The 26,584-nt window shown below is 53.8% G+C and carries 24 protein-coding genes, 4 tRNA genes and 2 other RNA genes; 12 read left to right on the top strand and 18 right to left on the bottom strand.

Going from position 1 to position 26,584, the window contains the following annotated elements:
- The first annotated feature begins 77 nt into the window (after positions 1–77).
- From IP581_RS16310 to pdxK, 7 genes are all read left to right on the top strand, one after another.
- Complete coding sequence (locus IP581_RS16310; RefSeq protein WP_193820861.1) at positions 78–977, top strand: Dyp-type peroxidase; 900 nt, start codon at positions 78–80, stop codon at positions 975–977.
- Positions 978–1,139: 162 nt separating this feature from the next.
- Positions 1,140–2,156 carry a sulfate ABC transporter substrate-binding protein gene (locus tag IP581_RS16305; protein ID WP_193820860.1) on the top strand — a complete coding sequence of 339 codons (1,017 nt, stop codon included), beginning with the start codon at positions 1,140–1,142 and terminating at the stop codon, positions 2,154–2,156.
- Positions 2,156–2,986 (top strand): sulfate/thiosulfate ABC transporter permease CysT, encoded by an 831-nt coding sequence (gene cysT, locus IP581_RS16300; protein WP_017458920.1) that lies wholly within the window; start codon positions 2,156–2,158, stop codon positions 2,984–2,986. The genes IP581_RS16305 and cysT overlap by 1 nt, the downstream gene beginning before the upstream one ends.
- Positions 2,986–3,861: a sulfate/thiosulfate ABC transporter permease CysW gene (gene cysW, locus IP581_RS16295; RefSeq protein WP_097400318.1), complete on the top strand. Its 876-nt coding sequence runs from the start codon at positions 2,986–2,988 to the stop codon at positions 3,859–3,861. The genes cysT and cysW overlap by 1 nt, the downstream gene beginning before the upstream one ends.
- The gene (cysA, locus tag IP581_RS16290) at positions 3,851–4,945 is read left to right on the top strand and encodes a sulfate/thiosulfate ABC transporter ATP-binding protein CysA (RefSeq protein WP_193820859.1); all 1,095 of its coding nucleotides are present in this window, start codon (positions 3,851–3,853) and stop codon (positions 4,943–4,945) included. The genes cysW and cysA overlap by 11 nt, the downstream gene beginning before the upstream one ends.
- A 101-nt stretch (positions 4,946–5,046) precedes the next feature.
- Positions 5,047–5,958 (top strand): cysteine synthase CysM, encoded by a 912-nt coding sequence (cysM, locus tag IP581_RS16285; RefSeq protein ID WP_193820858.1) that lies wholly within the window; start codon positions 5,047–5,049, stop codon positions 5,956–5,958.
- 17 nt (positions 5,959–5,975) lie between these two features.
- A complete protein-coding gene (pdxK, locus tag IP581_RS16280) occupies positions 5,976–6,815 on the top strand; it encodes a pyridoxine/pyridoxal/pyridoxamine kinase (protein ID WP_097400321.1) in 840 nt (279 codons plus the stop codon).
- Between the two features lie 45 nt (positions 6,816–6,860).
- Here pdxK and crr read toward each other — a convergent pair whose 3' ends face one another.
- From crr to cysZ, 5 genes are all read right to left on the bottom strand, one after another.
- Positions 6,861–7,370, bottom strand: a complete 510-nt coding sequence (gene crr / locus IP581_RS16275) for a PTS glucose transporter subunit IIA (protein WP_020454651.1) — start codon at positions 7,368–7,370, stop codon at positions 6,861–6,863.
- 39 nt (positions 7,371–7,409) lie between these two features.
- Complete coding sequence (gene ptsI, locus IP581_RS16270; protein ID WP_086870890.1) at positions 7,410–9,137, bottom strand: phosphoenolpyruvate-protein phosphotransferase PtsI; 1,728 nt, start codon at positions 9,135–9,137, stop codon at positions 7,410–7,412.
- A 50-nt stretch (positions 9,138–9,187) separates the two neighbouring features.
- Positions 9,188–9,445 carry a phosphocarrier protein Hpr gene (gene ptsH / locus IP581_RS16265; protein WP_007370907.1) on the bottom strand — a complete coding sequence of 86 codons (258 nt, stop codon included), beginning with the start codon at positions 9,443–9,445 and terminating at the stop codon, positions 9,188–9,190.
- Between the two features lie 383 nt (positions 9,446–9,828).
- Positions 9,829–10,800, bottom strand: a complete 972-nt coding sequence (gene cysK, locus IP581_RS16260; RefSeq protein ID WP_086870892.1) for a cysteine synthase A — start codon at positions 10,798–10,800, stop codon at positions 9,829–9,831.
- A gap of 139 nt (positions 10,801–10,939) precedes the next feature.
- Positions 10,940–11,701: a sulfate transporter CysZ gene (cysZ, locus tag IP581_RS16255; protein ID WP_193820857.1), complete on the bottom strand. Its 762-nt coding sequence runs from the start codon at positions 11,699–11,701 to the stop codon at positions 10,940–10,942.
- Between the two features lie 226 nt (positions 11,702–11,927).
- On the opposite strand from cysZ, the gene zipA reads away from it, so the two are divergent.
- From zipA to IP581_RS16240, 3 genes are all read left to right on the top strand, one after another.
- Positions 11,928–12,932 carry a cell division protein ZipA gene (gene zipA / locus IP581_RS16250; RefSeq protein ID WP_193820856.1) on the top strand — a complete coding sequence of 335 codons (1,005 nt, stop codon included), beginning with the start codon at positions 11,928–11,930 and terminating at the stop codon, positions 12,930–12,932.
- 70 nt (positions 12,933–13,002) lie between these two features.
- Positions 13,003–15,021: an NAD-dependent DNA ligase LigA gene (gene ligA / locus IP581_RS16245; protein ID WP_193820855.1), complete on the top strand. Its 2,019-nt coding sequence runs from the start codon at positions 13,003–13,005 to the stop codon at positions 15,019–15,021.
- On the top strand, positions 15,022–15,237 hold the full coding sequence (locus IP581_RS16240) for a DUF3820 family protein (protein WP_065370407.1): 216 nt from the start codon (positions 15,022–15,024) through the stop codon (positions 15,235–15,237). It begins immediately after the preceding gene.
- Here the strand turns inward: IP581_RS16240 and IP581_RS16235 are convergent.
- Positions 15,234–16,223, bottom strand: a complete 990-nt coding sequence (locus tag IP581_RS16235) for a bile acid:sodium symporter family protein (protein WP_193820854.1) — start codon at positions 16,221–16,223, stop codon at positions 15,234–15,236. The two genes, IP581_RS16240 and IP581_RS16235, sit on opposite strands and share 4 nt — an antisense overlap.
- A gap of 89 nt (positions 16,224–16,312) precedes the next feature.
- Here IP581_RS16235 and IP581_RS16230 point away from each other — a divergent pair, with 89 nt between their 5' ends.
- Positions 16,313–17,242: a LysR family transcriptional regulator gene (locus tag IP581_RS16230; protein WP_086870899.1), complete on the top strand. Its 930-nt coding sequence runs from the start codon at positions 16,313–16,315 to the stop codon at positions 17,240–17,242.
- On the opposite strand, the gene IP581_RS16225 is transcribed toward IP581_RS16230, so the two are convergent.
- The 7 genes from IP581_RS16225 to IP581_RS16195 form a co-directional block, all read right to left on the bottom strand.
- Positions 17,233–17,574: a FlxA-like family protein gene (locus IP581_RS16225; protein WP_065370409.1), complete on the bottom strand. Its 342-nt coding sequence runs from the start codon at positions 17,572–17,574 to the stop codon at positions 17,233–17,235. The genes IP581_RS16230 and IP581_RS16225 overlap by 10 nt on opposite strands.
- A gap of 397 nt (positions 17,575–17,971) precedes the next feature.
- Positions 17,972–18,094, bottom strand: a non-coding RNA gene (locus IP581_RS16220) — RtT sRNA.
- A gap of 33 nt (positions 18,095–18,127) precedes the next feature.
- Positions 18,128–18,250: non-coding RNA, RtT sRNA (locus IP581_RS16215), on the bottom strand.
- 33 nt (positions 18,251–18,283) lie between these two features.
- Positions 18,284–18,359 (bottom strand) — tRNA-Lys (locus IP581_RS16210).
- A 4-nt stretch (positions 18,360–18,363) separates the two neighbouring features.
- Positions 18,364–18,439 (bottom strand) — tRNA-Val (locus IP581_RS16205).
- 41 nt (positions 18,440–18,480) lie between these two features.
- Positions 18,481–18,556, bottom strand: a tRNA-Val gene (locus IP581_RS16200).
- A 41-nt stretch (positions 18,557–18,597) separates the two neighbouring features.
- Positions 18,598–18,673, bottom strand: a tRNA-Val gene (locus tag IP581_RS16195).
- 256 nt (positions 18,674–18,929) lie between these two features.
- On the opposite strand from IP581_RS16195, the gene gltX reads away from it, so the two are divergent.
- Entirely contained in the window at positions 18,930–20,345 is a 1,416-nt protein-coding gene (gltX, locus tag IP581_RS16190) for a glutamate--tRNA ligase (RefSeq protein WP_193820853.1), read from the top strand.
- A gap of 80 nt (positions 20,346–20,425) precedes the next feature.
- On the opposite strand, the gene IP581_RS16185 is transcribed toward gltX, so the two are convergent.
- From IP581_RS16185 to pdxR, 5 genes are all read right to left on the bottom strand, one after another.
- Positions 20,426–21,025, bottom strand: a complete 600-nt coding sequence (locus IP581_RS16185) for a nitroreductase family protein (RefSeq protein ID WP_017458713.1) — start codon at positions 21,023–21,025, stop codon at positions 20,426–20,428.
- A gap of 331 nt (positions 21,026–21,356) precedes the next feature.
- A complete protein-coding gene (locus tag IP581_RS16180; protein WP_086870905.1) occupies positions 21,357–21,599 on the bottom strand; it encodes a DUF1158 family protein in 243 nt (80 codons plus the stop codon).
- A 73-nt stretch (positions 21,600–21,672) separates the two neighbouring features.
- Complete coding sequence (locus IP581_RS16175; protein WP_193820852.1) at positions 21,673–23,580, bottom strand: methyl-accepting chemotaxis protein; 1,908 nt, start codon at positions 23,578–23,580, stop codon at positions 21,673–21,675.
- Between the two features lie 214 nt (positions 23,581–23,794).
- Positions 23,795–24,913, bottom strand: a complete 1,119-nt coding sequence (locus tag IP581_RS16170) for a YbdK family carboxylate-amine ligase (RefSeq protein ID WP_193820851.1) — start codon at positions 24,911–24,913, stop codon at positions 23,795–23,797.
- Between the two features lie 85 nt (positions 24,914–24,998).
- Entirely contained in the window at positions 24,999–26,462 is a 1,464-nt protein-coding gene (gene pdxR / locus IP581_RS16165; RefSeq protein WP_097400440.1) for a MocR-like pyridoxine biosynthesis transcription factor PdxR, read from the bottom strand.
- Between the last annotated feature and the right edge of the window lie 122 nt (positions 26,463–26,584).

Genomic DNA, 26,584 nt, shown 5'->3' with positions numbered 1-26,584 from the left:
CTGCTGTCGCAGGAAAAACAGGTACAATACCGCGATTATCGCCACGGTTTCGTGGCCTGTTTTTTCCAGGAGGAGTCATGTCCCAGGTTCAAAGCGGCATTTTGCCAGAACATTGCCGTGCGGCGATTTGGATTGAAGCCAACGTTAAAGGGGACACCGATGCCCTGCGCGTGGCGAGCCGCGTATTCGCCGATAAGCTGGCGACCTTTCAACTGCAATTCCCCGATGCGGCGCTGGGCGCGACCATTGCCTTTGGCAACAAGACCTGGCGTGCGCTGAACGGTGCTGAAGGCGCAGACGAGCTAAAAGATTTTCCGGCGTATGGCAAAGGGCTGGCGCCCGCAACACAGCGAGACGTGCTGATCCATATTCTTTCTCTGCGCCACGATGTGAATTTCTCCGTCGCTCAGGCCGCGCTGGCGGCGTTCGGCGAGGCGATTGAGGTTAAAGAAGAGACGCATGGTTTCCGCTGGGTGGAAGAGCGCGATTTAAGCGGCTTTATTGACGGTACGGAAAACCCGGCAGGCGATGAGAAACGCCGCGAGGTCGCCATTATTCAGGACGGCGTGGACGCCGGTGGCAGCTACGTGATGGTGCAGCGTTGGGAGCATAACCTCAAGCAGCTCAACCGCATGAGCGTGGGCGATCAGGAGATGATGATTGGCCGCACGAAAGAGACCAATGAAGAGATCGACGGCGATGCGCGCCCGGAAACGTCGCACCTGACGCGTGTTGATCTGAAAGAGAACGGCAAGGGGCTGAAAATCGTCCGTCAGAGCCTGCCGTATGGCACAGCCAGTGGCACGCATGGGCTTTATTTCTGCACCTATTGCGCCCGTTTGTACAACATTGAGCAGCAACTGCTGAGCATGTTTGGCGATACCGACGGTAAGCGCGACGCAATGCTGCGTTTTACCCGTCCGGTGACCGGCGGCTACTATTTCGCGCCGTCGCTGGATAAGCTGCTGGCGCTGTAAACCACGCACTTCTGCTGGCCGGGGAAACCCGGTCACTACTCCCTTCTGCTTATATTCTTTTCTGATTCCAAATCACCAATTGGTATATAAAACCGTTACAGGTTTCACACCCGTTATAAATAAACTGAGGGACGAAATGTCATCAGCTTATAAGGGTGCGCAATGGCCGTTAACTTACTGAAAAAAGGATATCTGACGCTGGCAGCGCTGACGCTGTGGGCCGCTCAGGCACAAGCGACGGAACTGCTTAACAGCTCTTATGATGTATCACGCGAGCTCTTTGCGGCCCTCAACACGCCGTTCGAACAGCAATGGGCGAAAGATAACGGCGGTGACAAGCTGACCATTAAGCAATCTCACGCTGGCTCCTCAAAGCAGGCGCTGGCGATACTGCAAGGGTTGAAAGCGGACGTCGTGACCTATAACCAGGTCACTGATGTGCAGATCCTGCACGACAAAGGCAACTTGATCCCGGCGGGCTGGCAGAGCCGTTTGCCGAATAACAGCTCGCCGTTCTACTCAACGATGGCGTTTCTGGTTCGCAAAGGTAACCCGAAGAACATCCACGACTGGAACGATCTGGTGCGCTCCGACGTGAAGCTGATTTTCCCGAACCCGAAAACCTCCGGCAATGCGCGCTATACCTATCTGGCAGCCTGGGGCGCGGCGGATCAGGCGGATGGCGGTGACAAAGCCAAAACCCAGCAGTTTATGACACAGTTTCTTAAAAACGTTGAGGTGTTCGATACCGGCGGTCGCGGCGCAACCACTACCTTTGTTGAGCGCGGGCTTGGCGATGTGCTGATCTCGTTTGAATCGGAAGTGAATAACATCCGCAAGCAGTATGAAGCGCAGGGTTTTGAAGTTGTCGTACCGAAGGTCAACATCCTGGCTGAATTCCCGGTCGCGTGGGTGGATAAAAATGTGAAGGCCAACGGCACAGAAAAAGCGGCGAAAGCTTATCTCACCTGGCTTTACAGCCCACAGGCGCAAACCATCATCACCGATTACTACTATCGCGTGAACAACCCGGAAGTGATGGCGAAACTGAGCGATAAATTCCCGCAGACGACGCTGTTCCGTGTAGAGGACAAGTTTGGTTCCTGGCCTGAGGTGATGAAAACCCATTTCGCCAGCGGTGGTGAGCTGGACACGTTGCTGGCGGCGGGGCGTAAGTGATGTTTGCAGGATCAAAACGTGTGCTGCCCGGCTTTGGTTTAAGCCTCGGCAGCAGCCTGTTTTTTGTTTGTCTGATACTGCTGTTGCCGCTGAGCGCGCTGGTGATGCAACTGGCGCAGATGAGCTGGGCGCAATACTGGGAGGTGGTCACTAATCCGCAGGTGGTGGCCGCCTATAAGGTCACGCTGATTGCGGCGTTTGTCGCCTCCGTTTTTAACGGCGTGTTTGGTTTGCTGATGGCGTGGATCCTCACGCGTTACCGCTTTCCGGGCCGCACGTTGCTCGATGCGTTGATGGATTTACCTTTTGCGTTGCCCACCGCCGTGGCAGGTCTGACGCTGGCATCACTGTTTTCGGTGAATGGTTTTTACGGTGAGTGGTTAGCGAAGTTTGATATCAAAGTGACCTATACCTGGCTCGGTATTGCGGTGGCGATGGCGTTTACCAGCATTCCGTTTGTCGTGCGCACCATTCAGCCAGTGCTGGAAGAGCTGGGGCCGGAGTATGAAGAAGCGGCAGAAACACTGGGCGCGACGCGCTGGCAAAGTTTTCGCAAAGTGGTGCTGCCGGAACTCTCTCCGGCGCTGATGGCGGGCGTAGCGTTGTCGTTTACCCGCAGCCTTGGCGAGTTTGGCGCGGTGATCTTTATTGCCGGTAACATCGCCTGGAAAACCGAAGTCACCTCGCTGATGATTTTTGTGCGTCTGCAGGAGTTTGATTACCCGGCGGCGAGCGCGATTGCCTCGGTGATCCTGGCGGCTTCTCTGCTGTTGCTGTTTTCTATTAACACCCTGCAAAGCCGCTTTGGTCAGCGTGTGGTAGGTCACTAATGGCGGAAATAACTGAATTGAAACGCTATGACAAGCCTCAGGTGAACTGGGGCAAATGGTTTTTGATTGGCACGGGCGTCCTTGTTTCTGCGTTTATCCTCGTTGTGCCGATGGTTTATATCTTCGTACAGGCGTTCAGCAAAGGTCTGGTTCCGGTACTGCAAAACCTTGCAGATGCCGACATGCTGCATGCCATCTGGCTGACGGTATTGATTGCGCTAATCTCGGTGCCGCTGAACCTGATATTCGGCACGTTGCTGGCCTGGCTGGTGACGCGCTTTAACTTTCCTGGTCGCCAGTTGCTGTTGACGCTGCTGGATATTCCCTTTGCTGTTTCGCCGGTGGTCGCAGGTCTTATCTACCTGCTGTTTTATGGCTCGAACGGCCCGCTTGGCGGCTGGCTGGATGCGCATAATCTGCAAATTATGTTCGCCTGGCCGGGCATGGTGCTGGTTACCGTGTTTGTCACCTGCCCGTTTGTGGTGCGCGAACTGGTGCCGGTGATGTTGAGCCAGGGGAGCCAGGAGGACGAAGCGGCGATTCTGCTTGGCGCGTCTGGCTGGCAGATGTTCAGGCGCGTAACACTACCGAACATTCGCTGGGCACTGTTATACGGTGTGGTGCTGACTAATGCGCGGGCGATTGGCGAATTTGGCGCGGTGTCGGTGGTTTCCGGTTCTATCCGCGGTGAAACCCTGTCGCTGCCGCTGCAAATTGAATTACTGGAGCAGGATTACAATACGGTCGGTTCGTTTACCGCCGCCGCCCTGCTGACCTTAATGGCTATTTTGACGTTGTTTTTAAAGAGTGCGTTGCAGTGGCGTTTGAATAATCAGGAAAAACGTCAGCAACAGGAGGGAAATCATGAGCATTGAGATTGCCAATATTAAGAAGTCCTTTGGTCGCACCCTGGTGCTGAATGATATCTCTCTGGATATCCCTTCCGGCCAGATGGTGGCGCTGCTGGGGCCGTCCGGTTCCGGTAAAACAACGTTGCTACGTATTATTGCCGGCCTTGAGCATCAGACCAGCGGACGTATCCGTTTTCACGGCACTGACGTCAGCCGTTTGCATGCGCGCGAGCGCCGGGTCGGTTTTGTGTTTCAGCATTATGCGCTGTTTCGTCATATGACGGTGTTCGACAATATCGCTTTCGGCCTGACGGTGCTGCCGCGTCGTGAACGACCAAACGCGGCGGCGATCAAAGCGAAAGTGACGCAACTGCTGGAAATGGTGCAACTGGCACATCTGGCGGAACGCTACCCGGCGCAGCTTTCTGGTGGTCAGAAACAGCGTGTGGCGCTGGCGCGCGCGCTGGCGGTTGAGCCGCAAATCTTACTGCTGGATGAACCTTTCGGCGCGCTGGATGCGCAGGTGCGTAAAGAGCTGCGCCGCTGGTTGCGTCAGCTGCATGAAGAGCTGAAATTCACCAGCGTGTTTGTGACGCACGATCAGGAAGAGGCGACGGAAGTGGCCGATCGCGTGGTGGTGATGAGCCAGGGAAATATTGAACAGGCGGATGCGCCGGATCAGGTCTGGCGCGAACCCGCAACCCGCTTTGTGCTGGAGTTTATGGGGGAGGTTAACCGCCTGAAAGGCACGGTGAGCGGCGGGCAGTTCCACGTTGGTGCGCACCGCTGGCCGCTTGGTTATACGCCGGCTTACCAGGGCGATGTCGATCTGTTCCTGCGCCCGTGGGAAGTGGATGTCAGCCGTCGTACCAGTCTCGATTCTCCCCTGCCGGTGCAGGTGCTGGAAGCCAGTCCGAAAGGGCATTACACCCAACTGGTGGTGCAGCCGCTGGGCTGGAACCCGGAGCCGTTAACCGTGGTGATGCGTGATGAGCATCCCCCGCAGCGCGGTGAGCGCCTGTTCGTCGGCCTGCAACATGCTCGTTTATACAACGGTAATGAACGTATTGAGGCCCGAGCAGAACTTGCTCTGGCGGATTCTGCCTGATAGCTTAAACAGACGTGGTTTCTGCCGGATAGCGTACAGGTTTATCCGGCCTACAAGCCCGGTATGCATCTTGCGACCGGGTTTTTTATTGGACAGCGATTGTGAACACATTAGAACAAACCATTGGCAATACGCCGCTGGTCAAATTGCAACGACTGAGCCCGGACAACGGTAGTGAAATCTGGGTCAAGCTGGAAGGCAACAATCCGGCGGGATCGGTAAAAGACAGAGCGGCGCTGTCGATGATCGTGCAGGCGGAAAAGCGCGGGGAGATCAAACCCGGCAACGTACTGATTGAAGCGACCAGCGGTAACACCGGTATTGCGCTGGCGATGATCGCCGCGCTGAAAGGCTACCGCATGAAATTGCTGATGCCGGACAATATGAGCCAGGAGCGCCGTGCCGCGATGCGCGCCTACGGTGCGGAATTGATTCTGGTCAGCAAAGAGCAGGGGATGGAAGGGGCGCGCGACCTGGCGTTGGCCATGTCGGCGCGCGGTGAAGGTAAGCTGCTCGATCAGTTTAACAACCCGGATAACCCCTACGCACATTACACTACCACCGGCCCGGAAATCTGGCGGCAGAGCAGCGGGCGAATCACGCATTTTGTCTCCAGTATGGGCACTACCGGTACCATTACCGGGGTATCGCGTTTTCTGCGCGAACAGGATAAAAAAGTGACGATTGTCGGTTTGCAGCCGGAAGAAGGCAGCAGTATTCCCGGTATTCGCCGCTGGCCTGCCGAGTATATGCCGGGCATTTTTAACGCTTCTCTGGTTGATGAGGTGCTGGATATCCATCAGCGCGAAGCGGAAAATACCATGCGCGCGCTGGCGGTGCGGGAAGGGATTTTCTGCGGTGTCAGTTCCGGCGGCGCAGTAGCAGGGGCAATGCGGGTGGCGAAAGCAAATCCGGGCGCGGTGATCGTCGCTATTATCTGCGATCGCGGCGATCGCTATCTTTCTACTGGCGTATTTGGTGAAGAGAGTTATTCGCAGGGCGCGGGGATTTAACCCGTTAAGGAGACCGAATGGAGATGATCCTGTTCAGGGATAAGACCCGGGCGCAGCAGGCCGATATCGTTGCCGTACAATCGCAGGTTGTCTACGGTAGCGTTGGCAACAGCATCGCGGTGCCGAATATTCGCCAGCATCATTTGAACGTACTGGCCGTGCCGACGGTGCTCTTTAGCAATACGCCGCACTATGACACCTTTTACGGTGGCGTCATTCCCGACGAGTGGTTTAGCGGCTATTTACAGGCGCTGGAAGATCGTGATGTCCTGCGCAGCGTTAAAGCTGTTACCACCGGTTATATGGGCAGCGCCAGCCAGATAAAACTGCTGGCACAGTGGCTCACGGTGCTGCGGGAAAAACATCCGCAACTGTTGATTCTTGTTGATCCGGTGATCGGCGATACCGATAGTGGTATCTACGTAAAACCAGAAATTCCGCAGGCATATTGTGAACATTTGCTGCCTCTGGCACAGGGTATTACGCCAAATGTGTTCGAGCTGGAAGTGCTGAGTGGTAAACCGTGCCGGGATTTGCAAAGTGCGATTGAGGCGGCAAAAGGCCTGTTATCGGAATCGCTGCATTGGGTGGCGATCACCAGTGCGCCGGTTGAGCAACAGGATGAGCAAATCCATGTCGTACTGGTTACCGCTGATGCGGTTCATGTGAGTGGTTATCCGCGTGTGGCGACCGATCTCAAAGGTACAGGCGACCTGTTTTGTTCTGAACTGGTGAGCGGCATTGTTCAGGGAAAAGCGCTTGATGTGGCGATACAGGCTGCGGGCGATCGGGTTGTAGAAGTGATGGGATATACGCTGGAAAAAGGCTATGACGAGCTGATTTTACCGCCGCAGTAAAGCAAAAATGGCGCCTTTCGGCGCCATTCTTTTATGCATTACGCATTACTTTTTGATGCGGATCACCGGGGTTTCGCCCACAGTTACGCTACCAGAAAGTTTGATAAGCTCTTTGATTTCGTCCATGTTGGAGATAACCACCGGCGTCAGAGTTGACTTGGCTTTCTCTTCCAGCAACGGCAGATCAAATTCGATTACCGGGTCGCCAACTTTTACGCGCTGGCCTTCTTCTGCGATGCGTTTGAAACCTTCACCTTTCAGTTCAACGGTGTCGATACCGAAGTGAACAAACAGTTCAATGCCGCTATCGGATTCGATAGAGAAGGCATGGTTGGTTTCAAAGATTTTACCGATAGTACCATCAACCGGGGCTACCATTTTGTTACCGGTCGGTTTGATAGCAATGCCATCACCAACGATTTTCTCAGCGAATACAACATCCGGTACATCTTCAATGTTGACGATATCGCCAGAAAGTGGGGCAATAATCTCAATGGTTCCGGTGTCTTTTTTATCATCAGAAACCAAAGATTTCAGTTTATCGAAAAAACCCATGATCTTCTCCTAAGCAGTAATTTGGGCGCATCTCGTGGATTAGCAGATTGTTTTTTCTTCAATGAACTTGTTAACCAGCGTCATTAACTCGTCCGTTGTCGGTTGAGCAAGAGCCTGCTCTGCTAACACCTTCGCATCTTCGAAGTTTGTGTTACGAATAATCTTCTTAATGCGCGGGATAGAAATGGCGCTCATACTGAATTCATCCAGACCCATCCCCAGCAACAGAAGTGTAGCACGTTCGTCGCCAGCAAGCTCACCACACATGCCAGTCCATTTGCCTTCCGCATGAGAAGCATCAATAACTTGCTTGATCAGGGTGAGAACAGACGGTGACATCGGCTGGTAAAGATGTGAAATCATATCATTACCACGGTCAACCGCCAGGGTGTACTGCGTCAAATCATTGGTACCGATACTAAAGAAATCGACTTCTTTCGCCAGATGGCGGGCAATTGTCGCGGCGGCAGGGGTTTCCACCATCACGCCAATTTCGATTTTCTCATCAAAGGCTTTGCCTTCGTTGCGTAATTCTTGTTTGTAGATCTCGATCTCTTTCTTCAGTGCACGCACTTCTTCAACTGAGATGATCATCGGGAACATAATACGGAGTTTGCCGAAAGCGGAAGCGCGCAGGATAGCACGTACCTGATCGCGCAGGATCTCTTTACGATCCATGGCGATACGCACTGCACGCCAACCCAGGAACGGGTTCTCTTCTTTCGGAAAATTCATGTACGGCAGCTCTTTGTCGCCGCCAATGTCCATGGTGCGGACGATAACTGCCTGAGAACCGCACGCTTCAGCCACCGCTTTGTAGGCTTCAAACTGCTCTTCTTCAGTCGGCAAAGCGTCGCGATCCATGAACAGGAATTCGGTACGATACAGACCAACACCTTCAGCGCCATTGCGCTCAGCGCCCGCGATATCGCGAACGGTACCGATGTTGGCGCACACTTCCACCTGGTGACCATCAAGGGTGATCGCCGGCAGATCTTTCAGTTTCGCCAGTTCGGCTTTCTCTTCAGCAACCTGAGCCTGCGCCGCGCGCAGTGTCTCAATCTCATCATCGCTCGGGTTAACGTAGACTTTGTTGTTAACCGCATCGAGGATCAGATAATCGCCATTTTTGACCTGAGTGGTGACGCTACCGGTGCCCACAATCGCTGGCAACTCAAGGGAGCGCGCCATGATAGACGTGTGGGAAGTACGACCACCGATATCAGTGATAAAACCAAGCACTTTTTTCAGGTTCAACTGGGCAGTTTCTGACGGGGTCAGATCGGCCGCAACCAGAATCACTTCTTCCTGAATCGCGCTCAGATCGATAATCGGCATACCCAGGATGTTGCGCAGCAGACGCTTACCGATGTCACGTACGTCAGCGGCACGTTCTTTCAGGTATTCATCATCCAGCTCTTCCAGGGCTGTTGCCTGACCTTCGATAACTTCATGCGCTGCCGCATCGGCAGTCATGTTCTTATCTTTAATCAGGGCTATGATTTCCTGCTCCAGCTCCTCATCTTCCAGCAGCATAATATGCCCTTCGAAGATGGCTTCTTTTTCTTCACCGAAAGTTTCACCCGCTTTCGTTTTGATTGCTTCCAGCTGCGCCGATGCTTTGGCACGACCGCTCAGGAAACGCTCAACTTCCTGGTCAACCTTGTCGGCAGAAATTTTCTTCCGGTCGATGACGATCTCGTCTTCTTTCAGCAGCAGTGCTTTGCCGAAAGCGATACCCGGGGATGCTAAAATGCCTGAAATCATAACCCTACCTTTACTTGTGACTGATCTTGAAAAGAACTCGTAAGTAAAACTTACTCAAGTTCTGCCATCAGTTTAACCAGATGCTCAACCGCTTTTTGCTCGTCTTCGCCTTCAGCGGTCAACGTCACAACAGTACCTTGAGTCAGGCCCAGAGTTTGCAGTTTGAACAGGCTTTTCGCGCTAGCGCTTTTGCCGTTAGAAGTCACAGTGATTTCAGAAGAGAAGCCTTTTGCTTCTTTAACAAACTGAGCAGCAGGGCGGGTATGCAGACCGTTCGGAGCGGTAATGGTAACTTCTTGCTGGAACATTGTATTTCCCCAACTTATAGGTTTAGTGTTGTGGAACTAAAGTCTAGCCTGGCGGCATGACTTTAGCCTGTATTGTTAGCGCCGGCGCAACGGGACAAACTACAGAAGCCTGCCTGGCGCAACCAAACGCTGGCGCTTCTGGCTGCTGACGTTTCGCTCGTCATTAAACATTATGCAGCGAAAGGCAGAATTGAACCAAATCATAAAATCGATTCAGCTTGGTGAAATCTTGCCTTCGATTAATTTCGCGCATCAAAATAAATGTGATGGTTAAATACCAGACCAGGAGGTTTCAGGCAATGCCAGGTAGGACAAAAATTTGATATATGCCACAAAAAAGCACCGCGATGGGTGCTTTTTTGAGCTGATTTAACAATCTGGCATCACTGTTGCAATTCTTTTTCAGTAAACAGATCGGCAAACAACGCAGTGCTCAAATAACGCTCGCCAGAAGAAGGCAGAATCACCACGATATTCTTATTGGTAAAGGTTTCGTCTTCTTGCAATTTCAGCGCCGCCGCAACGGCAGCACCCGAAGAGATACCCGCCAGAATACCTTCTTCTTCCATCAGACGACGCGCGGTGCTGATGGCTTCTTCGTTGGTGATTTTGACAACTTTATCGATCAGTTTCAAATCCAGGTTGCCGGGAATAAAGCCCGCGCCGATGCCCTGAATTTTGTGCGGGCCAGGTTTCAGCTCTTCGCCTGCCAGCGCCTGGGAAATAACCGGAGAATCAGTTGGCTCGACTGCGACGGTGATCAGGTCAGTTTTGCCTTTGGTATTTTTGATATAACGGCTGACGCCAGTCAGCGTACCGCCTGTGCCCACACCGGAGATAAACACATCAACCTGGCCATCGGTATCTTCCCAGATTTCCGGGCCGGTGGTTTTTTCATGAATTTCCGGGTTAGCCGGGTTACTGAATTGCTGCAACAGCAGGAATTTCGCCGGATCGCTGGCGACAATTTCTTCCGCTTTCTGGATTGCGCCCTTCATGCCTTTTGCGCCTTCTGTCAGCACCAGGTTCGCGCCTAATGCCTTCAGCAGCTTACGGCGTTCGATACTCATCGTTTCCGGCATGGTCAGCGTCAGTTTGTAGCCGCGTGCAGCCGCGACATAAGCCAGCGCGATCCCAGTGTTGCCACTGGTTGGTTCAACCAGTTCTACGCCCGGTTTCAGCACACCGCGTTTTTCGGCATCCCAAATCATATTGGCACCGATACGGCATTTTACGCTGAAGCTTGGGTTACGTGATTCGACCTTCGCCAGAATGCGGCCGTTACCGATGCGGTTCAGTCGAACCAGCGGCGTATGACCAATCGTCAACGAGTTGTCTTCAAAAATCTTACTCATAGCCCGTCCTTAACTGTATGAATTTGGGAACCACCTCAGCATACGCACTTACTGTTGATGGGGAAGTAAGGAAATTGCATATCTATATGCTGAGGCGAAATAATGCTAATCAGTATGGAATAAGAAACGGAATAAATCCTTATCGCCATGCTGCGTGTTTTTCCCGGTAGCAATCGACCCACATTGCCGTTGCGCCACACACCGCTACGGGCATCACAACAAGATTCAGCACCGGAATCATCGTAAACAGGCTGGTGAGCGCACCAAATTGCATATTAATAACCTTGCGTTCACGCAAGGAAATGCGCATCGCTTTAAACGACACCTTATGGTTATCAAATGGATAGTCGCAATACTGGATCGCCAGCATCCACGCACTGAACAGGAACCACAGCACCGGGGCGACGGTTTGCCCAATACCGGGAATAAAATAAAGTATCAGCAACAGCAAGGCGCGGGGCAGATACCAGGCCAGTTTTTGCCATTCGCGCTTCATGATACGCGGTACATCTTTGAGCAGTCCAAAAACGCCGACGTCGGGCGGTGTCGCACCGGTTAGGCGCGCTTCCAGTTGTTCTGCCAGCAAGCCATTAAAGGGAGCGGCAATCCAGTTCGCAAGGGTTGAGAAGAAGTAGCCAAATACCAACAGAATTGAGATAACGGCAATTGGCCATAATAAATAGCTAAGCCATTGCAGCCAGTCCGGCACATGGCTCATCAGCGAAGGGATCCAACTATCGAGCCGGGTAAATAACCACCAGAACGCACCGCCCATCAGCAAAATATTCACCATTAACGGCAAGATCACAAAGCGTCGAATGCCTGGCAGCGTGACCAGTTTCCAGCCCTGGGAAAAGTAAAACATGCCGCTGCGAGCAACAGACGGGGATGAGGAAACCATAATCTGGCCATACTCCTTTTATGACGACCTAAAACTGCAGCTTATAATATTCATCATACGGGGGAAACCCGTTCGGAAATGTTCGAAAAAACAGCAAAAAGCACAATTTCGTTCATCTTTATGCTGTGAAAGACACGCGCGCACTTGCACTTGACGTAATGGGCAAATACTCTTAGTGAGTAAATGTTTGCCGTGGTGGCAAGGTGTTAGAACAACAGAGAATATAATGATGCAGGATTTGCGTCTGATATTAATCATTGTTGGCGCGATCGCCATAATTGCTTTGCTGGTTCATGGGTTTTGGACCAGTCGCAAAGAACGTTCATCCATGTTCCGGGATCGCCCATTAAAACGCATGAAGTCGAGACGTGACGACGACGAGTTGGACGACGAAGATGTCGAAGAAGACGAAGGCGTAGGTGAAGTGCGTGTTCACAAAGTGAACCACGCGCCAGGAGCCAGTAACGAACAGGATGCGCCCCGTCAGCACCAATATCAGCCGCCTTATGCGTCGGCACAGCCACGCCCTTCGGCACAGCCACGCCCTTCGGCACCGCCTGCTCAACCTGCAGAGCCACCGCACCACGTGCAGCAGCCTTATTCTCAGCAGCAGCCGGAGCGCCCTGCGCAGGCACCTGTCGTTGAATCCCATCCGGTGCGTCATGCACCGCAACAGCCTGCCGCGCCACAGCAGCCAATGGCGCCTCAGCAGCCCGCGCCGCAGTATCAGCCTCAACCGCAGATTCAGGAACCCGCGCCTCAGCCGGAACCTGAACCGGTTGTCGAAGCACCGGTGGAAAAACCGCAGCGCAAAGAAACCGTGATTATCATGAACGTTGCTGCGCACCATGGCAGCACGTTGAATGGCGAAGTGCTGCTGAACAGCATTTTGCAGGCCGGGTTCAAATTCGGCGATATGAGCATCTTCCATCGTCATCTTAGCCCGGACGGCAGTGGCCCGGCGCTTTTCAGCCTGGCAAATATGGTGAACCCCGGCACGTTTGATGTCGATACGATGAGCGAGATGGCAACGCCTGGTGTCACTATCTTTATGCAGGTGCCTTCCTATGGTGATGAGTTGCAAAACTTTAAACTGATGCTGCAATCCGCACAGCATATTGCCGACGAAGTCGGCGGCGTGGTGCTGGACGATCAGCGTCGGATGATGACGCCGCAGAAATTACGTGAATACCAGGATCGTATTCGCGAGGTCAAAGACGCCAACGCGTAACGGAACCACCAACATTATTTCCTTCCAGAACCCCCGCCAGTCGGGGGTTTTTTATCATTGATGGTGCGATATGGACTCAATTGAACAACAACTGACAGAACTGCGAACCAGCCTTCGCCATCATGAATATCTGTACCACGTTATGGATGCGCCGGAGATCCCGGACGCCGAGTACGATCGTCTGATGCGTGAACTGCGTGAACTTGAAGCGCAGCGCCCGGATTTAGTGACACCGGATTCGCCGACGCAGCGAGTTGGTGCAGCGCCGCTTACCGCTTTTAGCCAGATACGTCATGAAGTGCCGATGCTGTCGCTGGACAACGTGTTTGACGAAGAGAGTTTCCTTGCTTTCAACAAACGGGTGCAGGACAGGCTGAAAAGCACCGACGCGCTCACCTACTGCTGCGAGCTAAAGCTCGATGGTCTGGCGGTCAGTATTCTCTACGAAAACGGTGTGCTGGTGCGTGCGGCAACGCGCGGCGATGGCACAACCGGCGAGGATATCACCACCAACGTGCGCACTATCCGCGCTATCCCGCTCAAGCTGCACGGTGACAATATTCCCGCCCGTCTTGAAGTGCGTGGTGAAGTGTTTTTGCCGCAATCGGGTTTTGAAAAAATCAACGAAGATGCGCGTCGTACCGGGGCGAAAGTCTTTGCCAACCCGCGCAACGCGGCCGCAGGCTCATTGCGCCAGCTCGATCCGCGTATCACCGCCAAACGCCCGCTGACCTTTTTTTGCTATGGCATCGGCATTCTCGAAGGCGGCGAATTGCCGCGCAGCCATCTGGGTCGCTTGCAGCAGTTCAAAGCCTGGGGGCTGCCGGTAAGTGATCGCATACGCCTGTGCAGCACGCCGGAAGAGGTGCTGACCTTCTACCATCAGGTTGAGGCCGATCGCCCAACGCTTGGTTTTGATATTGACGGCGTGGTGATTAAAGTCGACTCGCTCGATTTGCAGGAACAGCTTGGCTTTGTCGCCCGTGCGCCGCGCTGGGCCGTCGCCTTCAAATTCCCGGCGCAGGAGCAGATGACCTTTGTGCGTGATGTTGAGTTCCAGGTCGGGCGCACCGGGGCGATTACGCCTGTCGCCAGGCTTGAGCCGGTACACGTTGCCGGGGTGCTGGTCAGTAATGCAACGCTGCACAACGCCGATGAAATTGACCGTCTGGGTCTGCGTATTGGCGATAAAGTAGTGATTCGCCGTGCCGGGGATGTGATCCCACAGGTGGTCAATGTGGTGCTTTCCGAGCGTCCGCAAGACACCCGTGAAGTACTTTTCCCGACGCACTGCCCGGTGTGTGGTTCCGATGTTGAGCGTGTTGAAGGTGAAGCCGTTGCCCGCTGTACCGGCGGGTTAATCTGCGGTGCACAGCGTAAAGAGTCGCTGAAGCATTTTGTCTCCCGTCGCGCGATGGATGTCGACGGTATGGGCGACAAGATCATCGACCAACTGGTTGAAAAAGAGTACGTCCACACGCCGGCCGATCTGTTCCGACTGACGGCCGGTAAGCTGACGGGCCTTGATCGTATGGGGCCCAAATCGGCGCAAAACGTGGTCAATGCGCTGGAGAAAGCCAAAGAGACGACCTTTGCCCGTTTCCTCTACGCGCTCGGTATTCGCGAGGTTGGCGAAGCCACGGCCGCCGGTCTGGCTGCTTACTTTGGTACGCTGGAGGCGCTGATGGCAGCATCTGTTGATGAGCTGCAAAAAGTGCCTGACGTTGGGGTTGTCGTGGCGAAGCACGTGGACAATTTCTTCAATGAAGAGAGCAACCGCGAGGTTATCCGCCAGTTGGTCGAGGATGTTGGCATTCACTGGCCTGCGCCGGTTATTGTCAAAGCCGAAGAGATCGACAGCCCGTTTGCCGGGAAAACGATCGTGCTGACCGGTAGCCTGAGTCAGCTTTCGCGCGATGACGCCAAAGCACGTTTAACAGCGTTAGGCGCAAAAGTTGCCGGCAGCGTGTCGAAGAAAACGGATCTGGTGATTGCCGGGGAAGCGGCGGGGTCTAAGCTTGCGAAGGCGCAGGAACTCGGTATCGAGGTTATCGACGAAGCCGAGATGATCCGCCTGCTGGGAGCGTAAATGGAAAAGGAGCAGCTCGTCGAGATCGCCAATACCGTCATGCCGTTTGGTAAATATCAGGGGCGGCGGCTTATCGATCTCCCCGAAGAGTATCTGCTGTGGTTTGCCCGGAAGGATTCGTTTCCCGCCGGGCGGCTGGGCGAGTTGATGCAGATAACGTTACTTATCAAAACGGAAGGGCTGAGCCACCTGGTGCAGCCCCTGAAGCGCGGTTAGGCTTTCGCCGCTTCCTGCGCCTGCTGTTGCTCCGTTTGACGTTTATAACGGCGCGCCAGCACGGCGCAGACCATCAACTGAATCTGATGGAAGATCATCAATGGCAGCACCATCATTCCGATCACCGACGTCGGGAACAGGATGTTGGCCATAGGAATACCGTTGGCGAGGCTCTTTTTCGAACCGCAGAAAACAATGGTGATTTCATCGGCTTTGTTGAACCCGCACTTACGCGCCACCACCACGTTCACCACGATGACAATCGCCAGCAACACCAGGCTCGCCACGACAATAAACAGCAGTGAGCCGATGCCTACTTTATGCCAGATACCGTTCACCACCGCTTCGCTAAAGGCGGAGTAAACCACCAGCAGAATCGATGTCTGGTCGGTTTTTGAAATCCACTTCTTATGTTTCGCCACAAAAGCGCCGGTCCACGGGCGAGAAAGATGACCAAGCACAAACGGCAACAGCAGTTGCAGCATGATCTTACCCACTTGCTCAAGGCTGCCTTCAGCGCCGTGCAGATCCATCAGCAGGCCGACCAGCAGCGGCGACAGGAAGATGCCGAGTAAGCTGGAGGCCGATGCTGAGCAAACCGCCGCCGCGACATTACCTCCCGCCAGCGAGGTAAAGGCAATCGCCGATTGAACGGTCGCAGGCAGAATGCACAAATACAGAAAGCCGGTATACAGCTCCTGGCTGACATTCACCGGCGACCACCAGACAAACAGCACGCCGAGCACCGGGAAAAGCACAAACGTGCTACACATTACCCAAAGGTGTAAACGCCAGTGGCTACCGCCAGCAATGATCGCCTCGCGCGACAACTTCGCCCCATGCATAAAAAACAGCAGCGCAATGGCGGCGGTGGTCAGCCCCTCGAAAAACGGAACAAAGCCGCCGCGTGCCGGGAAGAAAGAGGCCAGCAGAACGGTACACACCAGCGTGAGCGTAAAAGGATCAAGGATACGGAAAAGTTTCATGTGCACTCCTGAAAGTCGGTGTCGCTATTGTGCTTTCTCCGCTTTGAGAAATAAAATTGATTTATTGCATCCATTCATGAATTTATAAGATGAATTATTCCTTACGTCAGTTACGCGTCTTCGTCACGGTGGCGCAGGCCAAAAGTTTTAGCCGGGCAGGGGAGATAATCGGCCTCAGCCAGTCGGCGGTAAGCCACAGCGTGAAAGAGCTGGAGCTGCAAACCGGTGTGCGCTTACTCGACCGTACCACCCGCGAAGTGGTGCTGACCGAAGCCGGGCATCAACTGGCCGGGCGCCTCGAACGACTCTTGGATGAGCTTAGCAGCACACTGCGTGAAGCCGGGCGCGTCGGGCAGCAACTGACTGGCACGGTGCGCGTGGCGGCGAGCCAGACCATTTCGGCGCACCTGATCCCGCAGTGCATCGCCAGCAGCAACCAGCGCTATCCGGAAATTGATTTTGTGTTGCACGACAGGCCGCAGCAATGGGTGCTGGAGAGCATTCGCCAGGGCGAGGTGGATTTTGGCATTGTTATCGACCCAGGCCCGGTGAACGATTTTCAGAGCGAAGAGATCCTTGAAGAGCCGTTCTTTTTGCTGTGCCGCAACGATCATCCGTGGGCGCAGCTTGACGTTGTTCCCTGGTCGGCGTTGGATGGGGCGCAATTAGTGGTGCAGGATTACGCGTCTGGTAGTCGGCCGCTTATTGATGCAGCGCTGCGCCATTTTGCCGTGCGCGCGACAATCGTGCAGGAGATTGGCCATCCGGCAACGCTGTTTCCGATGGTCGAAGCGGGAATTGGCATCAGTATTCTGCCCGCACTCGCCTTGCCGCTGCCGCAGGGAAGCGAGCTGGCGGTAAAAAGGCTGGTGCCGGATATGCAGCGCAAAATTATGCTGGTGCGGCGAAAAAACAGGTCGCTCTCGGGGGCGGCGCAGGCATTATGGGAAGTGGTCAGAGAACAGGCCCGGTGTTTGAACCAGGCCCGTGAGGACGATCCGTTATTTACTCAGATATAAACATCAATCTGATGATCGTCGGAAGGCTTGTTAACACCTTCCGCTTTCGCTTGCTGCTGGGTTTGTTTCTGCTCTGCTTCCTCAGCCTGCTTGCGCTGCAATTGTGCCAGCTGCGCTTGCAGTTGCTGGATTTGCTGCTGAATCATCTCTTGCTGTTTCTTTTTATCTTCAGTCGAACCGCTACCGTTAGCGACTTCTTTCAGCTGCTGGGTCAGCTTGGTGATCTTTTGCGTAATGCGGCTGATTTGCGAAGCGATATCGTTGCTGGCGGATGAAGAACTTCCCGCGCTACCCGTTTGAATTGACGCTGTTGTTGTCGAAATTGTGGTCATTGCACACTCCTTTTTGCCATAAAACATGGTTATCGGCCGTCATCATCTATTTCTTGAATTGTGATCATCGAATGGCCGTTCGGCGGGCATCATATCGGGACATTAAGGATAAATTATGGATAAACGTTACTATGTTTACCCATTGAAAATAATGGTGATTTATTCGTTTTTCTATTGTTGCCAGGGTGGGTTTAATGCCTGACCTGAAAGGAATTTAAACGTTTATATGTCGACTTAAGAAAAATTATGCAGCGGGAAAATATTCATCGATTTACAGATGGCATAACGGGAATCGCGCGAGTCGGCAATCAATGGATTTCAACTGACGGCTGGAATGGGGCAGGCAAATGGTAAATTGCAGATAGCAAAAAAGCGCCTTTAGGGCGCTTTTTTACATTGGTGGGTCGTGCAGGATGACTCGCGTTGCTCGCCCTTCGGGCCGTCGCCGCAAGCGGCTCCGTTGTCTCACTGCGTTCGACTCGAACCTGCTGCAGGTTCGAATCTTTAAATAGGGCAGATAGCAAAAAAGCGCCTTTAGGGCGCTTTTTTACATTGGTGGGTCGTGCAGGATGACTCGCGTTGCTCGCCCTTCGGGCCGTCGCCGCAAGCGGCTCCGTTGTCTCACTGCGTTCGACTCGAACCTGCTGCAGGTTCGAATCTTTAAATAGGGCAGATAGCAAAAAAGCGCCTTTAGGGCGCTTTTTTACATTGGTGGGTCGTGCAGGATTCGAACCTGCGACCAATTGATTAAAAGTCAACTGCTCTACCAACTGAGCTAACGACCCGAAGTGGTGGGTGATGACGGGATCGAACCGCCGACCCCCTCCTTGTAAGGGAGGTGCTCTCCCAGCTGAGCTAATCACCCACTTCGGTACTTCAACTGATAAGAATTCGCTGGCGAGAAAGTGGTGGGTGATGACGGGATCGAACCGCCGACCCCCTCCTTGTAAGGGAGGTGCTCTCCCAGCTGAGCTAATCACCCACTTCTCATTCTTATCTACACTGCGGAAGCCACAAAAATCGTGGTGGGTGATGACGGGATCGAACCGCCGACCCCCTCCTTGTAAGGGAGGTGCTCTCCCAGCTGAGCTAATCACCCCCGCTGTGTGGAGTCGCATTATAGGGAGAGTTGAAAATGAGTCAACGCATTTTCAAAAGAAATTGTTCGTTCGTCGTAAAATTAGACAAACCGCTGCGTAAAGCGTCGCGAGAGCATGATTTCTAAACAAAATAGCCTGATAACCCCCTCATTGCGGCAACAACATTGAGGAATCAGCCCACAGTGATAGAATATCGCCCACTTTCATTTTAGCTATTGCCGACGGTCGGCATCTTTATAAACGTAAGGCCATTTCATGAAAATCAAAACTCGCTTCGCGCCAAGCCCCACCGGCTATCTGCACGTTGGCGGCGCGCGCACTGCTCTTTACTCCTGGCTATTTGCACGTAATCATGGCGGTGAGTTTGTGCTGCGTATTGAAGACACCGATCTCGAGCGCTCCACTCCGGAAGCAATTGAAGCCATCATGGATGGCATGAACTGGCTGAACCTGGAGTGGGATGAAGGTCCGTATTTCCAGACCAAACGCTTTGACCGCTACAACGCGGTGATCGATGAAATGCTGGAAGCGGGCACCGCCTACAAATGCTACTGCTCGAAAGAACGCCTTGAGCAGCTGCGCGAAACGCAGATGGCGAACAATGAAAAACCGCGTTACGACGGCCGCTGCCGCCACGATCATTCGCACCATGCTGATGATGAACCGTGCGTCGTGCGTTTTGCCAACCCGCAGGAGGGGTCTGTTATTTTTGACGATCAGATTCGTGGCCCGATTGAGTTCAGCAACCTCGAACTCGACGATCTGATCATTCGCCGTACTGATGGTTCTCCAACCTATAACTTCTGCGTTGTGGTTGATGACTGGGATATGAAAATCACCCACGTTATCCGTGGTGAAGACCATATCAATAACACGCCGCGTCAGATCAACATCCTGAAAGCATTGAACGCGCCGGTTCCGGTTTATGCGCACGTGTCGATGATTAACGGCGACGACGGTAAAAAACTCTCCAAACGTCATGGCGCGGTCAGCGTCATGCAGTATCGCGACGATGGTTACCTGCCGGAAGCGCTGCTTAACTATCTGGTGCGTCTGGGCTGGTCGAGCGGCGATCAGGAGATTTTCTCCCGCGAAGAGATGATCAAACTGTTCTCACTCGGCGCGGTAAGCAAATCGGCGAGCGCGTTCAACACCGACAAGCTGCTGTGGTTGAACCATCACTACATCAATACGCTGGATCCCGAATATGTGGCGACGCACCTGCAGTGGCACATTGAGCAGGAAAACATCGACACCCATACCGGCCCGCAGCTGTTTGAGCTGGTGAAACTGCTCGGCGAGCGCTGCAAAACGCTGAAAGAGATGGCGGCAAGCTGCCGTTATTTCTATGAAGAGTTTGATGAATTCGATGCAGATGCGGCGAAAAAACACCTGCGTCCGGTTGCGCGTCAGCCGCTGGAAGTGGTGCGTGACAAGCTGTCTGCCATCACGGACTGGACGGCGGAAAACGTTCACCACGCGATTCAGGCGACCGCCGATGAGCTGGAAGTGGGCATGGGCAAAGTCGGTATGCCGCTGCGCGTTGCCGTAACCGGCGCGGGTCAGTCTCCGGCGCTGGATGTTACTGTTCACGCGATTGGCCAGGCGCGCAGTATCGCCCGTATCAATAAAGCACTGGGTTTCATTGCTGAGCGCGAAAGCCAGCAATAATTTTTGCCTGCTGTATGTAATAAAAAGCCGCCTTCACTGAAGGCGGCTTTTTTATGTGCGCGCAGCGATAATTGCGTCGGTTAACGGGCAACCACAAAACGTTTAGCGTCATCCATAAAGGCTTTATCGCCAGCTTGCGCCACGATCGAACCGAAGTTCATATGGCCGCGCAGTTTCCAGTTTTCCGGAATACCCCAGGTGCGCTGTACATCGGCGTCAACCAGCGGGTTATAGTGCTGCAGGTTCGCGCCGATGCCTTTCTCGGTCAGCGCCAGCCACACGGCGTACTGTGCAATACCGGTGCTGTGTTCAGACCATACCGGGAAGTTATCGGCGTAAGCCGCAAACTGCTCCTGCAAGCCTTTCACCACATCCTGATCTTCAAAGAACAGCACAGAACCCGCCGCTGCGGCAAAGCCGTCCAGCTTGTCGGAAGTGGCTTTAAAACTCTCTTCCGGCACGATTTTTCTCAGTTGCTCGCGAGTCAGCTCCCAGAACTGCACGTGTTCTTTCCCTAACAGGATCAGCGCACGGGAACTTTGTGAGTTAAACGCCGAAGGTGCCTGGCGAATCGCTTCTTTGATGGTTTCAATGACGACATCTTCCGCCACCGGCAGATCTTTACCCAGGGCGTAAATGGTGCGACGTTGTTTTGCTAACGCGAGAAAATTGTCTGACATAGTTACTCCTGAAGTTGGCTGCACATCCGCTACGTTGTTACCCGCGGACTGTGGAAACAAAGCGCTAAAAAGTTTCTGTAATGGGTTCATGGTTAACCTGGCCTGCAACGAAAGTTTTGATTAATTTTACGGCCAACCTGCGGGCCAGTTCCGTTTGTAATGGGCTGTTTTGCCCTAATGAAATAAATAATAGGCCGGTGATGGGGAAAGAAAAAGCTGAACTATTTGCGCGTAGTGTTCAAAAAATTAGAATGACTTTTGAATAGTTATCGACGGGAAAAGGCGGGGTGTGTTCCCCACCGTACACGCGCGGGGAAGGGACATTACGTTTTCAGGCGGCGAGCCAGCGCTTCCAGATAAAGCGCACAACAAAAAACTCCACCGTGCCGAGCAACAAAAACCACAGGCAATAAAGGATGATATAAAGCTGCGTCAAATCCAGCAGGTGGAAGCGCTGCACCAGGTTTTGCGCCAGTTGCAACCCAAGAGCAGGGGCGGGAAGCAGCAGGACGGAGAGAAAAGCCATCAGCAGAATGCCTGCCAGCGTAAGCAGCGGTTCGAGCGAGTGTTTCATAAGCGTCAATCGATGGTGAAAAGCCGCATTGTCGGGGAAAGCTGCGCGCTGTGCAACGTTCCCCGACCAGCATTTACGCGACCACGAAGCGGTCAACCAGTGTCGACATGGTTTCCGATTGCTGATCCAGCATATGACTGGCGGTCGCCGCACTGGCGACCAGCCCGGCATTTTGCTGGGTTACCTGCTCCAGTTGATTCAACGCTTCATGAACCTGCGACACGCCCAGCGACTGCTCGCTCGCTGCGCGGGCAATGTCACTGACAAACGCCAGCATCTGCCCGGTATGGGCTTTTGCCGATTGCAGCGCGCGGTCGGAAGCCTGCACCAGCGTGACGCCTTGCTGGATCTGCTCCATGTTTTTGCTCACCAGCTCGCGGATTTGGTGCGCGTCATTGGCACAGCGCTGTGAAAGATTACGCACTTCGCTCGCCACCACGGCGAAACCTTTGCCCAGCTCACCGGCGCGCGCGGCTTCCACTGCCGCATTCAGCGCCAGCAGGTTGGTCTGGAACGAAATTTCGTCGATTGAACTGACGATATTCGAAATCTGCTCGCTGGAGCCGCGAATGGCAATCATGCTCTGGCTGGCTTCGCCCGCCACCCGGCTTGCTTCCTGCACCTGTTGTTCCATCTCTTGCGTCAGCCGCTTGGCTTCATTGGCGTTATCCGCCGTCTGGTTAACCGCCGTGGCGATCTGCTCCATGCTGGCTGCGGTTTCCACCAGCGAGGCGGCCTGTTCATCCGTACGTGAAGCCAGATCCTGGTTACCGCTGGCAATCTCGGAACTGGCGCCGCGCAGCACGCCCGCGCCGTGTTTTATCTCGCTCACAATATGCTGAATATTCTCAATGGCCTGATTGTAAGCGCGGTTCAGCAACGACAACTCATCGCTGCCCGGCACATCCAGCCGCTGGGTGAGATCGCCGTCCATACCTTCAATGGTTGCCAGTGAATGATGCAACTGGCGATGGATACTGCTGGCGACCAGCAGGGCGAAGAACAGCGCGATCACCAGGGCCGCGACGCTTATCACCGCAAAAACTATCACATCACGCCAGGCGTTATCCGCCAGACCTTTTGCCGTTTGCAACAGGGTATTAGCCGCTGCATCTTCCACGGATTTCAGCGTATTGATGCGTGCAGTCTGGGCGTTAAACCAGTCTGTTGGCGCGACGCCAAAACCGCCGGTCGCCACATGGTCAATCGCTCGCTGGCGCATCTCAAGCGCGCGCGTTACCTCCGGGGTTTGCAGTTGCGCCGTCAGCCGTTCATTGACGGCGGCAGTGCTGAATGCGCGTGTCGCCGCCAGCCAGGAAAGCTGTTTACCTACCACTTCGTTCAACTGACGGAACTGCCCGTCGGTAAACCGGTCGGCGGAAAAGACGTTGGACATCAGCGCACGTTCAACGCCGGTTTGTTCTTTGGCATTCAGCACGCTGTAATAAGCCGCCAGTTGATTGACAATTTCGCCGTTATCAGTCAGCTGACTAATACCGCCCACCACATTGAGTAGATCGCTAATAATAGTGCTGTACCAGGTCAGCGATTCTGTGCCACTGACGTTGAGAGCATGAATTTGTTGGCGAAAATCCGTTATACCTTGTTGGTGCTGGCGGAATTGATCGAGTGCATGACGAATATCATTATTCGCCCGCTGGAGTGGAAATGCGTTTAACGCCTCGGCTAATTGGCTCAGGGCTTTATCAGAGAGAATATATTGTGCAGTTAATTCAGCGTTAAATTGCTGACCTTTACTGCCAATATATCCTGCACTCATGCCGCGCTCTTTTTGTAATTCATGAATCACGCTACCGGCATTTTTTGCCAGATCCGTTAATGACATAATGGTGCGCATCTGCTGGCCTGTCTCCACGCGTGCCAGGATGCCGCTGGTTGCTAACCAGATGAGGGCAAACAATAAAGGCAGTAAAGCCAGTAATAATTTAAATTTCATTGATAAACGGTAAATCCATCTCATACAAATTGCCTCTTTGTCTCGTTTGCTTTAATTCGTTATCGGAGTAGGGGCCGGGGTCTTTATTTCTAACGCAGGGCTTGTTGATATTTATCAATTCTGTTGATTTCATCTACCACTTAGTGGTTATTATTTTTAGGCAATAAGAAAAAAATAACCTGCTGATTCGCAGGTTATTTACGTTGTGGTTAAGAATAATAACTAAAAATTTAACGCCTTATCCCGCCGCCCAAATCTCCGCATGTTTTTGCATGAGCCCAATTAATGAGCCACCATCGGCAATAAATTCACGCATCATCTGTGCTTCGCTTTTCCCGCGTTTCACCACATTTGCCAGTTCATCCAGGGCGCTACCCGCATTCAGTTTATCTGCCGACGGTGCGAGCTTCTCCAGCAGGCAGGTGAGATCATCCGCGATAGTGTACTGCTCGCCGGTATGCACATCGGTAATCAAGCCGTCCAGCCCGTAACGGCAGGCCTGAAAACGGTTGAATTTATACAATAAATAATCCTGCGGCTGGTGTTTAAATGGCCGCTCGGCCAGCAGCCAGTGCGACAGCGCCTGGATAAACCCGGCAACATTTATGGCGTGCGACAGGGTCAGCGGCGTATCCATGACCCGCACTTCAACGGTGCCAAAATGCGGGCTGGGGCGAATGTCCCAGTGCAAATCCTTGATGCTTTCAATCATCGAGGTGTAGCTCAGGCGGCGAAACAGCCCTTCGAATTCCTGCCAGTTCGCCACCCACGGCATCGGGCCATTATCAGGGAATGAAGAGAAAATGTTCAGACGCGACGAGGCGTAGCGGGTATCGGTGCCCTGGATATAGGGCGAGGCGGCGCTGAGCGCAATAAAGTGCGGCACAAAACGGGAAAGACCATGCAGCAAATAGATCGCGTCGTCGCCGTTGGTGCAGCCAACATGCACATGCTGACCAAACACCGTGGCCTGTTGCATCAGATAGCCAAACGTCTCCAGCGTGCGGCTGTAACGCTCATCATTGCAGATCTCCTGGCGTTGCCACTTCTGAAAAGGGTGAGTGCCGCCGCCGCATATCTGCACATGGTGATCGGATGCCGCCTGCAAAATCACATGCTGCATGGCGGAAAACTGATGTGCCGCCTGGTTGATATCCCGGCACACGCCGGTGGCAATCTCCAGCATGCTTTCGGTGATGTCATGTTTGACCTCACCGACACTTATCTGGTGTTTTACCGCTTCAATCAGGCGTGAAGAGTCCTGGCTCAAATCGTAACCCGGCGGGTTAACCACCTGTAACTCCAGTTCAATGCCGAGCGTAAACGGTTCAGAAACATGAAAATCCGGCAGGGGCATAGTGTTCTCGCGATAAAAGGGTTTGCTTCATTATGGAAGCGATTACTCATTCCTTCCTGCGAGGCGGCAACAACCGCTCAAAATATCAACACAGCTGTGCCAGCTGGCCGCGCAACACCTCCACGCCAGGTGCAATGGCATCCGGATTGATCGCGTGAAATCCCATGCGAAAGAAGTTATCCGGCGGCGCGGTATCAAGAAAATGCCGCGCGCCTGGCTCAATCAACACGCCTGCGTGGGCGGCGCGCCAGGTCAGCTGCTGGGTGTTGATCTGCTCTGGCGTGCGCAGCCAGAAGGCGTTGGCATGTTCGCTACCCGGCATCAACTGACACTCCGGCAGAAACGTGTTCAGCGCGTTGTGCAGGCAATCCCAGCGGCGGGCGGAATCTTCATGGTAGCGGCGCAAATGAGTTTCGTAATGCCCCTGCGCCAGAAAATGTGCCATCTGATATTGAATATTGGTTGGCGGATGACGGTACACCAGGCGGCGCAGCGCCCGCGCTTCGTCAATGATTTCCGGTGCGGCAACCATATACCCCAGCCGTAATCCCGGCGACAGCGCTTTGGACAAGCTGCTGACATAAATCACGCGCCCGCTGCGATCGCTGGCTTTCAGCGCGGGCAGCGGGTTTTGCATAAAGTTGCTTTCCGAGTCGTAATCGTCCTCTATCACCACTGCATCGTGGCGAGTGGCGTAATCGAGCAACTGCGCGCGCCGCGCCTTGCTCATCGTGACGCCGGTCGGCACCTGGTGGCCCGGCGTCACATAGTAGTAGTCGCAAGGGGTTTCGTTGAGCACCAGCCCTTCGCTGTCCACAGCGTGCGGCACAATCTGCGGCTCGCTTAATAAAAAGGTGTTAATGGCTTCGCGAAAACCCGGGTTCTCCACCGCCACGCGCGTTGCGGGCGACATCAGCAAGCGCGTCAGCAGATAGAGCGCGTTTTGCGAGCCGAGCGTAATCAGGATCTCATCCGGTGCGGCAACGATGCCGCGCTTCGGCAGCACGCGGGTGCGGATCTGCTCAATCAGCATCGGCACATCCTGGTCAATATGATCAATCACCCATGCCGGATCGCGCACGCCGCCATGCAGCCAGTTTGCCGCCGCCCGCCAGTTGGCCAGCGGGAACTGCTGCGTGTAAGGTTGCCCGTAAATAAACGGGTAGCGGTAGTGCATCCAGCCTGCCGGTTTAAGGATTGATTCTTGCTGGCTGGGGGTGATTTTCAGGCGGTTGCCCCAGTGTGGTGCAGCGCTCTCGCATTCAGGTGCAGGTGGCATCGGGTTTTGCCCACAGCGGTAGTAATCCGGGTGCAGGTAGTAACCGCTGCGCGGGCGGCTCACCAGGTAACCTTCGTTGACCAGGCCTTCAAACACCAGCGCGGTGGTATTGCGTGAAACGTTAAGCTGGCTGGCGAGTTGACGGCAGGAGGGCAGCGCGGTATCTGCCGGGAAAATCCCGCTCAGAATGGCGTTGATCAAACATTCGCGGACTTGCTCCTGCAACCCACGCTGGCCGTCAAAATTCACATTCAACAGGTGACGAATCATGCTGCGCTCCTTCGGATATATCGCGTTATGCAGTGGAGCAAATTCCATACCAGCTTCCTGTTAACTGACACACTCATTTGCCAGAACTGGCTCTATTCACAAAAGCGCAAGCCTCCCTATTG

It is taken from the genome of Kosakonia pseudosacchari (assembly GCF_015167415.1).
In the GTDB taxonomy this organism is placed as follows: domain Bacteria; phylum Pseudomonadota; class Gammaproteobacteria; order Enterobacterales; family Enterobacteriaceae; genus Kosakonia; species Kosakonia pseudosacchari.
This window is presented reverse-complemented; position numbering and strand designations above follow the sequence as displayed.

Coding starts and splice junctions, on each gene's coding strand:
- IP581_RS16240 (WP_065370407.1), top strand. CDS start 15,022: ATGGAAAAGGAGCAGCTCGTCGAGATCGCCAATACCGTCATGCCGTTT.
- cysZ (WP_193820857.1), bottom strand. CDS start 11,701: ATGGTTTCCTCATCCCCGTCTGTTGCTCGCAGCGGCATGTTTTACTTT.
- pdxK (WP_097400321.1), top strand. CDS start 5,976: ATGGAGATGATCCTGTTCAGGGATAAGACCCGGGCGCAGCAGGCCGAT.
- IP581_RS16185 (WP_017458713.1), bottom strand. CDS start 21,025: ATGTCAGACAATTTTCTCGCGTTAGCAAAACAACGTCGCACCATTTAC.
- ligA (WP_193820855.1), top strand. CDS start 13,003: ATGGACTCAATTGAACAACAACTGACAGAACTGCGAACCAGCCTTCGC.
- IP581_RS16175 (WP_193820852.1), bottom strand. CDS start 23,580: ATGAGATGGATTTACCGTTTATCAATGAAATTTAAATTATTACTGGCT.
- IP581_RS16170 (WP_193820851.1), bottom strand. CDS start 24,913: ATGCCCCTGCCGGATTTTCATGTTTCTGAACCGTTTACGCTCGGCATT.
- IP581_RS16305 (WP_193820860.1), top strand. CDS start 1,140: ATGGCCGTTAACTTACTGAAAAAAGGATATCTGACGCTGGCAGCGCTG.
- gltX (WP_193820853.1), top strand. CDS start 18,930: ATGAAAATCAAAACTCGCTTCGCGCCAAGCCCCACCGGCTATCTGCAC.
- pdxR (WP_097400440.1), bottom strand. CDS start 26,462: ATGATTCGTCACCTGTTGAATGTGAATTTTGACGGCCAGCGTGGGTTG.
- cysK (WP_086870892.1), bottom strand. CDS start 10,800: ATGAGTAAGATTTTTGAAGACAACTCGTTGACGATTGGTCATACGCCG.
- ptsH (WP_007370907.1), bottom strand. CDS start 9,445: ATGTTCCAGCAAGAAGTTACCATTACCGCTCCGAACGGTCTGCATACC.
- IP581_RS16310 (WP_193820861.1), top strand. CDS start 78: ATGTCCCAGGTTCAAAGCGGCATTTTGCCAGAACATTGCCGTGCGGCG.
- ptsI (WP_086870890.1), bottom strand. CDS start 9,137: ATGATTTCAGGCATTTTAGCATCCCCGGGTATCGCTTTCGGCAAAGCA.
- zipA (WP_193820856.1), top strand. CDS start 11,928: ATGATGCAGGATTTGCGTCTGATATTAATCATTGTTGGCGCGATCGCC.
- IP581_RS16225 (WP_065370409.1), bottom strand. CDS start 17,574: ATGACCACAATTTCGACAACAACAGCGTCAATTCAAACGGGTAGCGCG.
- cysT (WP_017458920.1), top strand. CDS start 2,156: ATGTTTGCAGGATCAAAACGTGTGCTGCCCGGCTTTGGTTTAAGCCTC.
- IP581_RS16235 (WP_193820854.1), bottom strand. CDS start 16,223: ATGAAACTTTTCCGTATCCTTGATCCTTTTACGCTCACGCTGGTGTGT.
- cysA (WP_193820859.1), top strand. CDS start 3,851: ATGAGCATTGAGATTGCCAATATTAAGAAGTCCTTTGGTCGCACCCTG.
- cysW (WP_097400318.1), top strand. CDS start 2,986: ATGGCGGAAATAACTGAATTGAAACGCTATGACAAGCCTCAGGTGAAC.
- crr (WP_020454651.1), bottom strand. CDS start 7,370: ATGGGTTTTTTCGATAAACTGAAATCTTTGGTTTCTGATGATAAAAAA.
- IP581_RS16180 (WP_086870905.1), bottom strand. CDS start 21,599: ATGAAACACTCGCTCGAACCGCTGCTTACGCTGGCAGGCATTCTGCTG.
- IP581_RS16230 (WP_086870899.1), top strand. CDS start 16,313: ATGAATTATTCCTTACGTCAGTTACGCGTCTTCGTCACGGTGGCGCAG.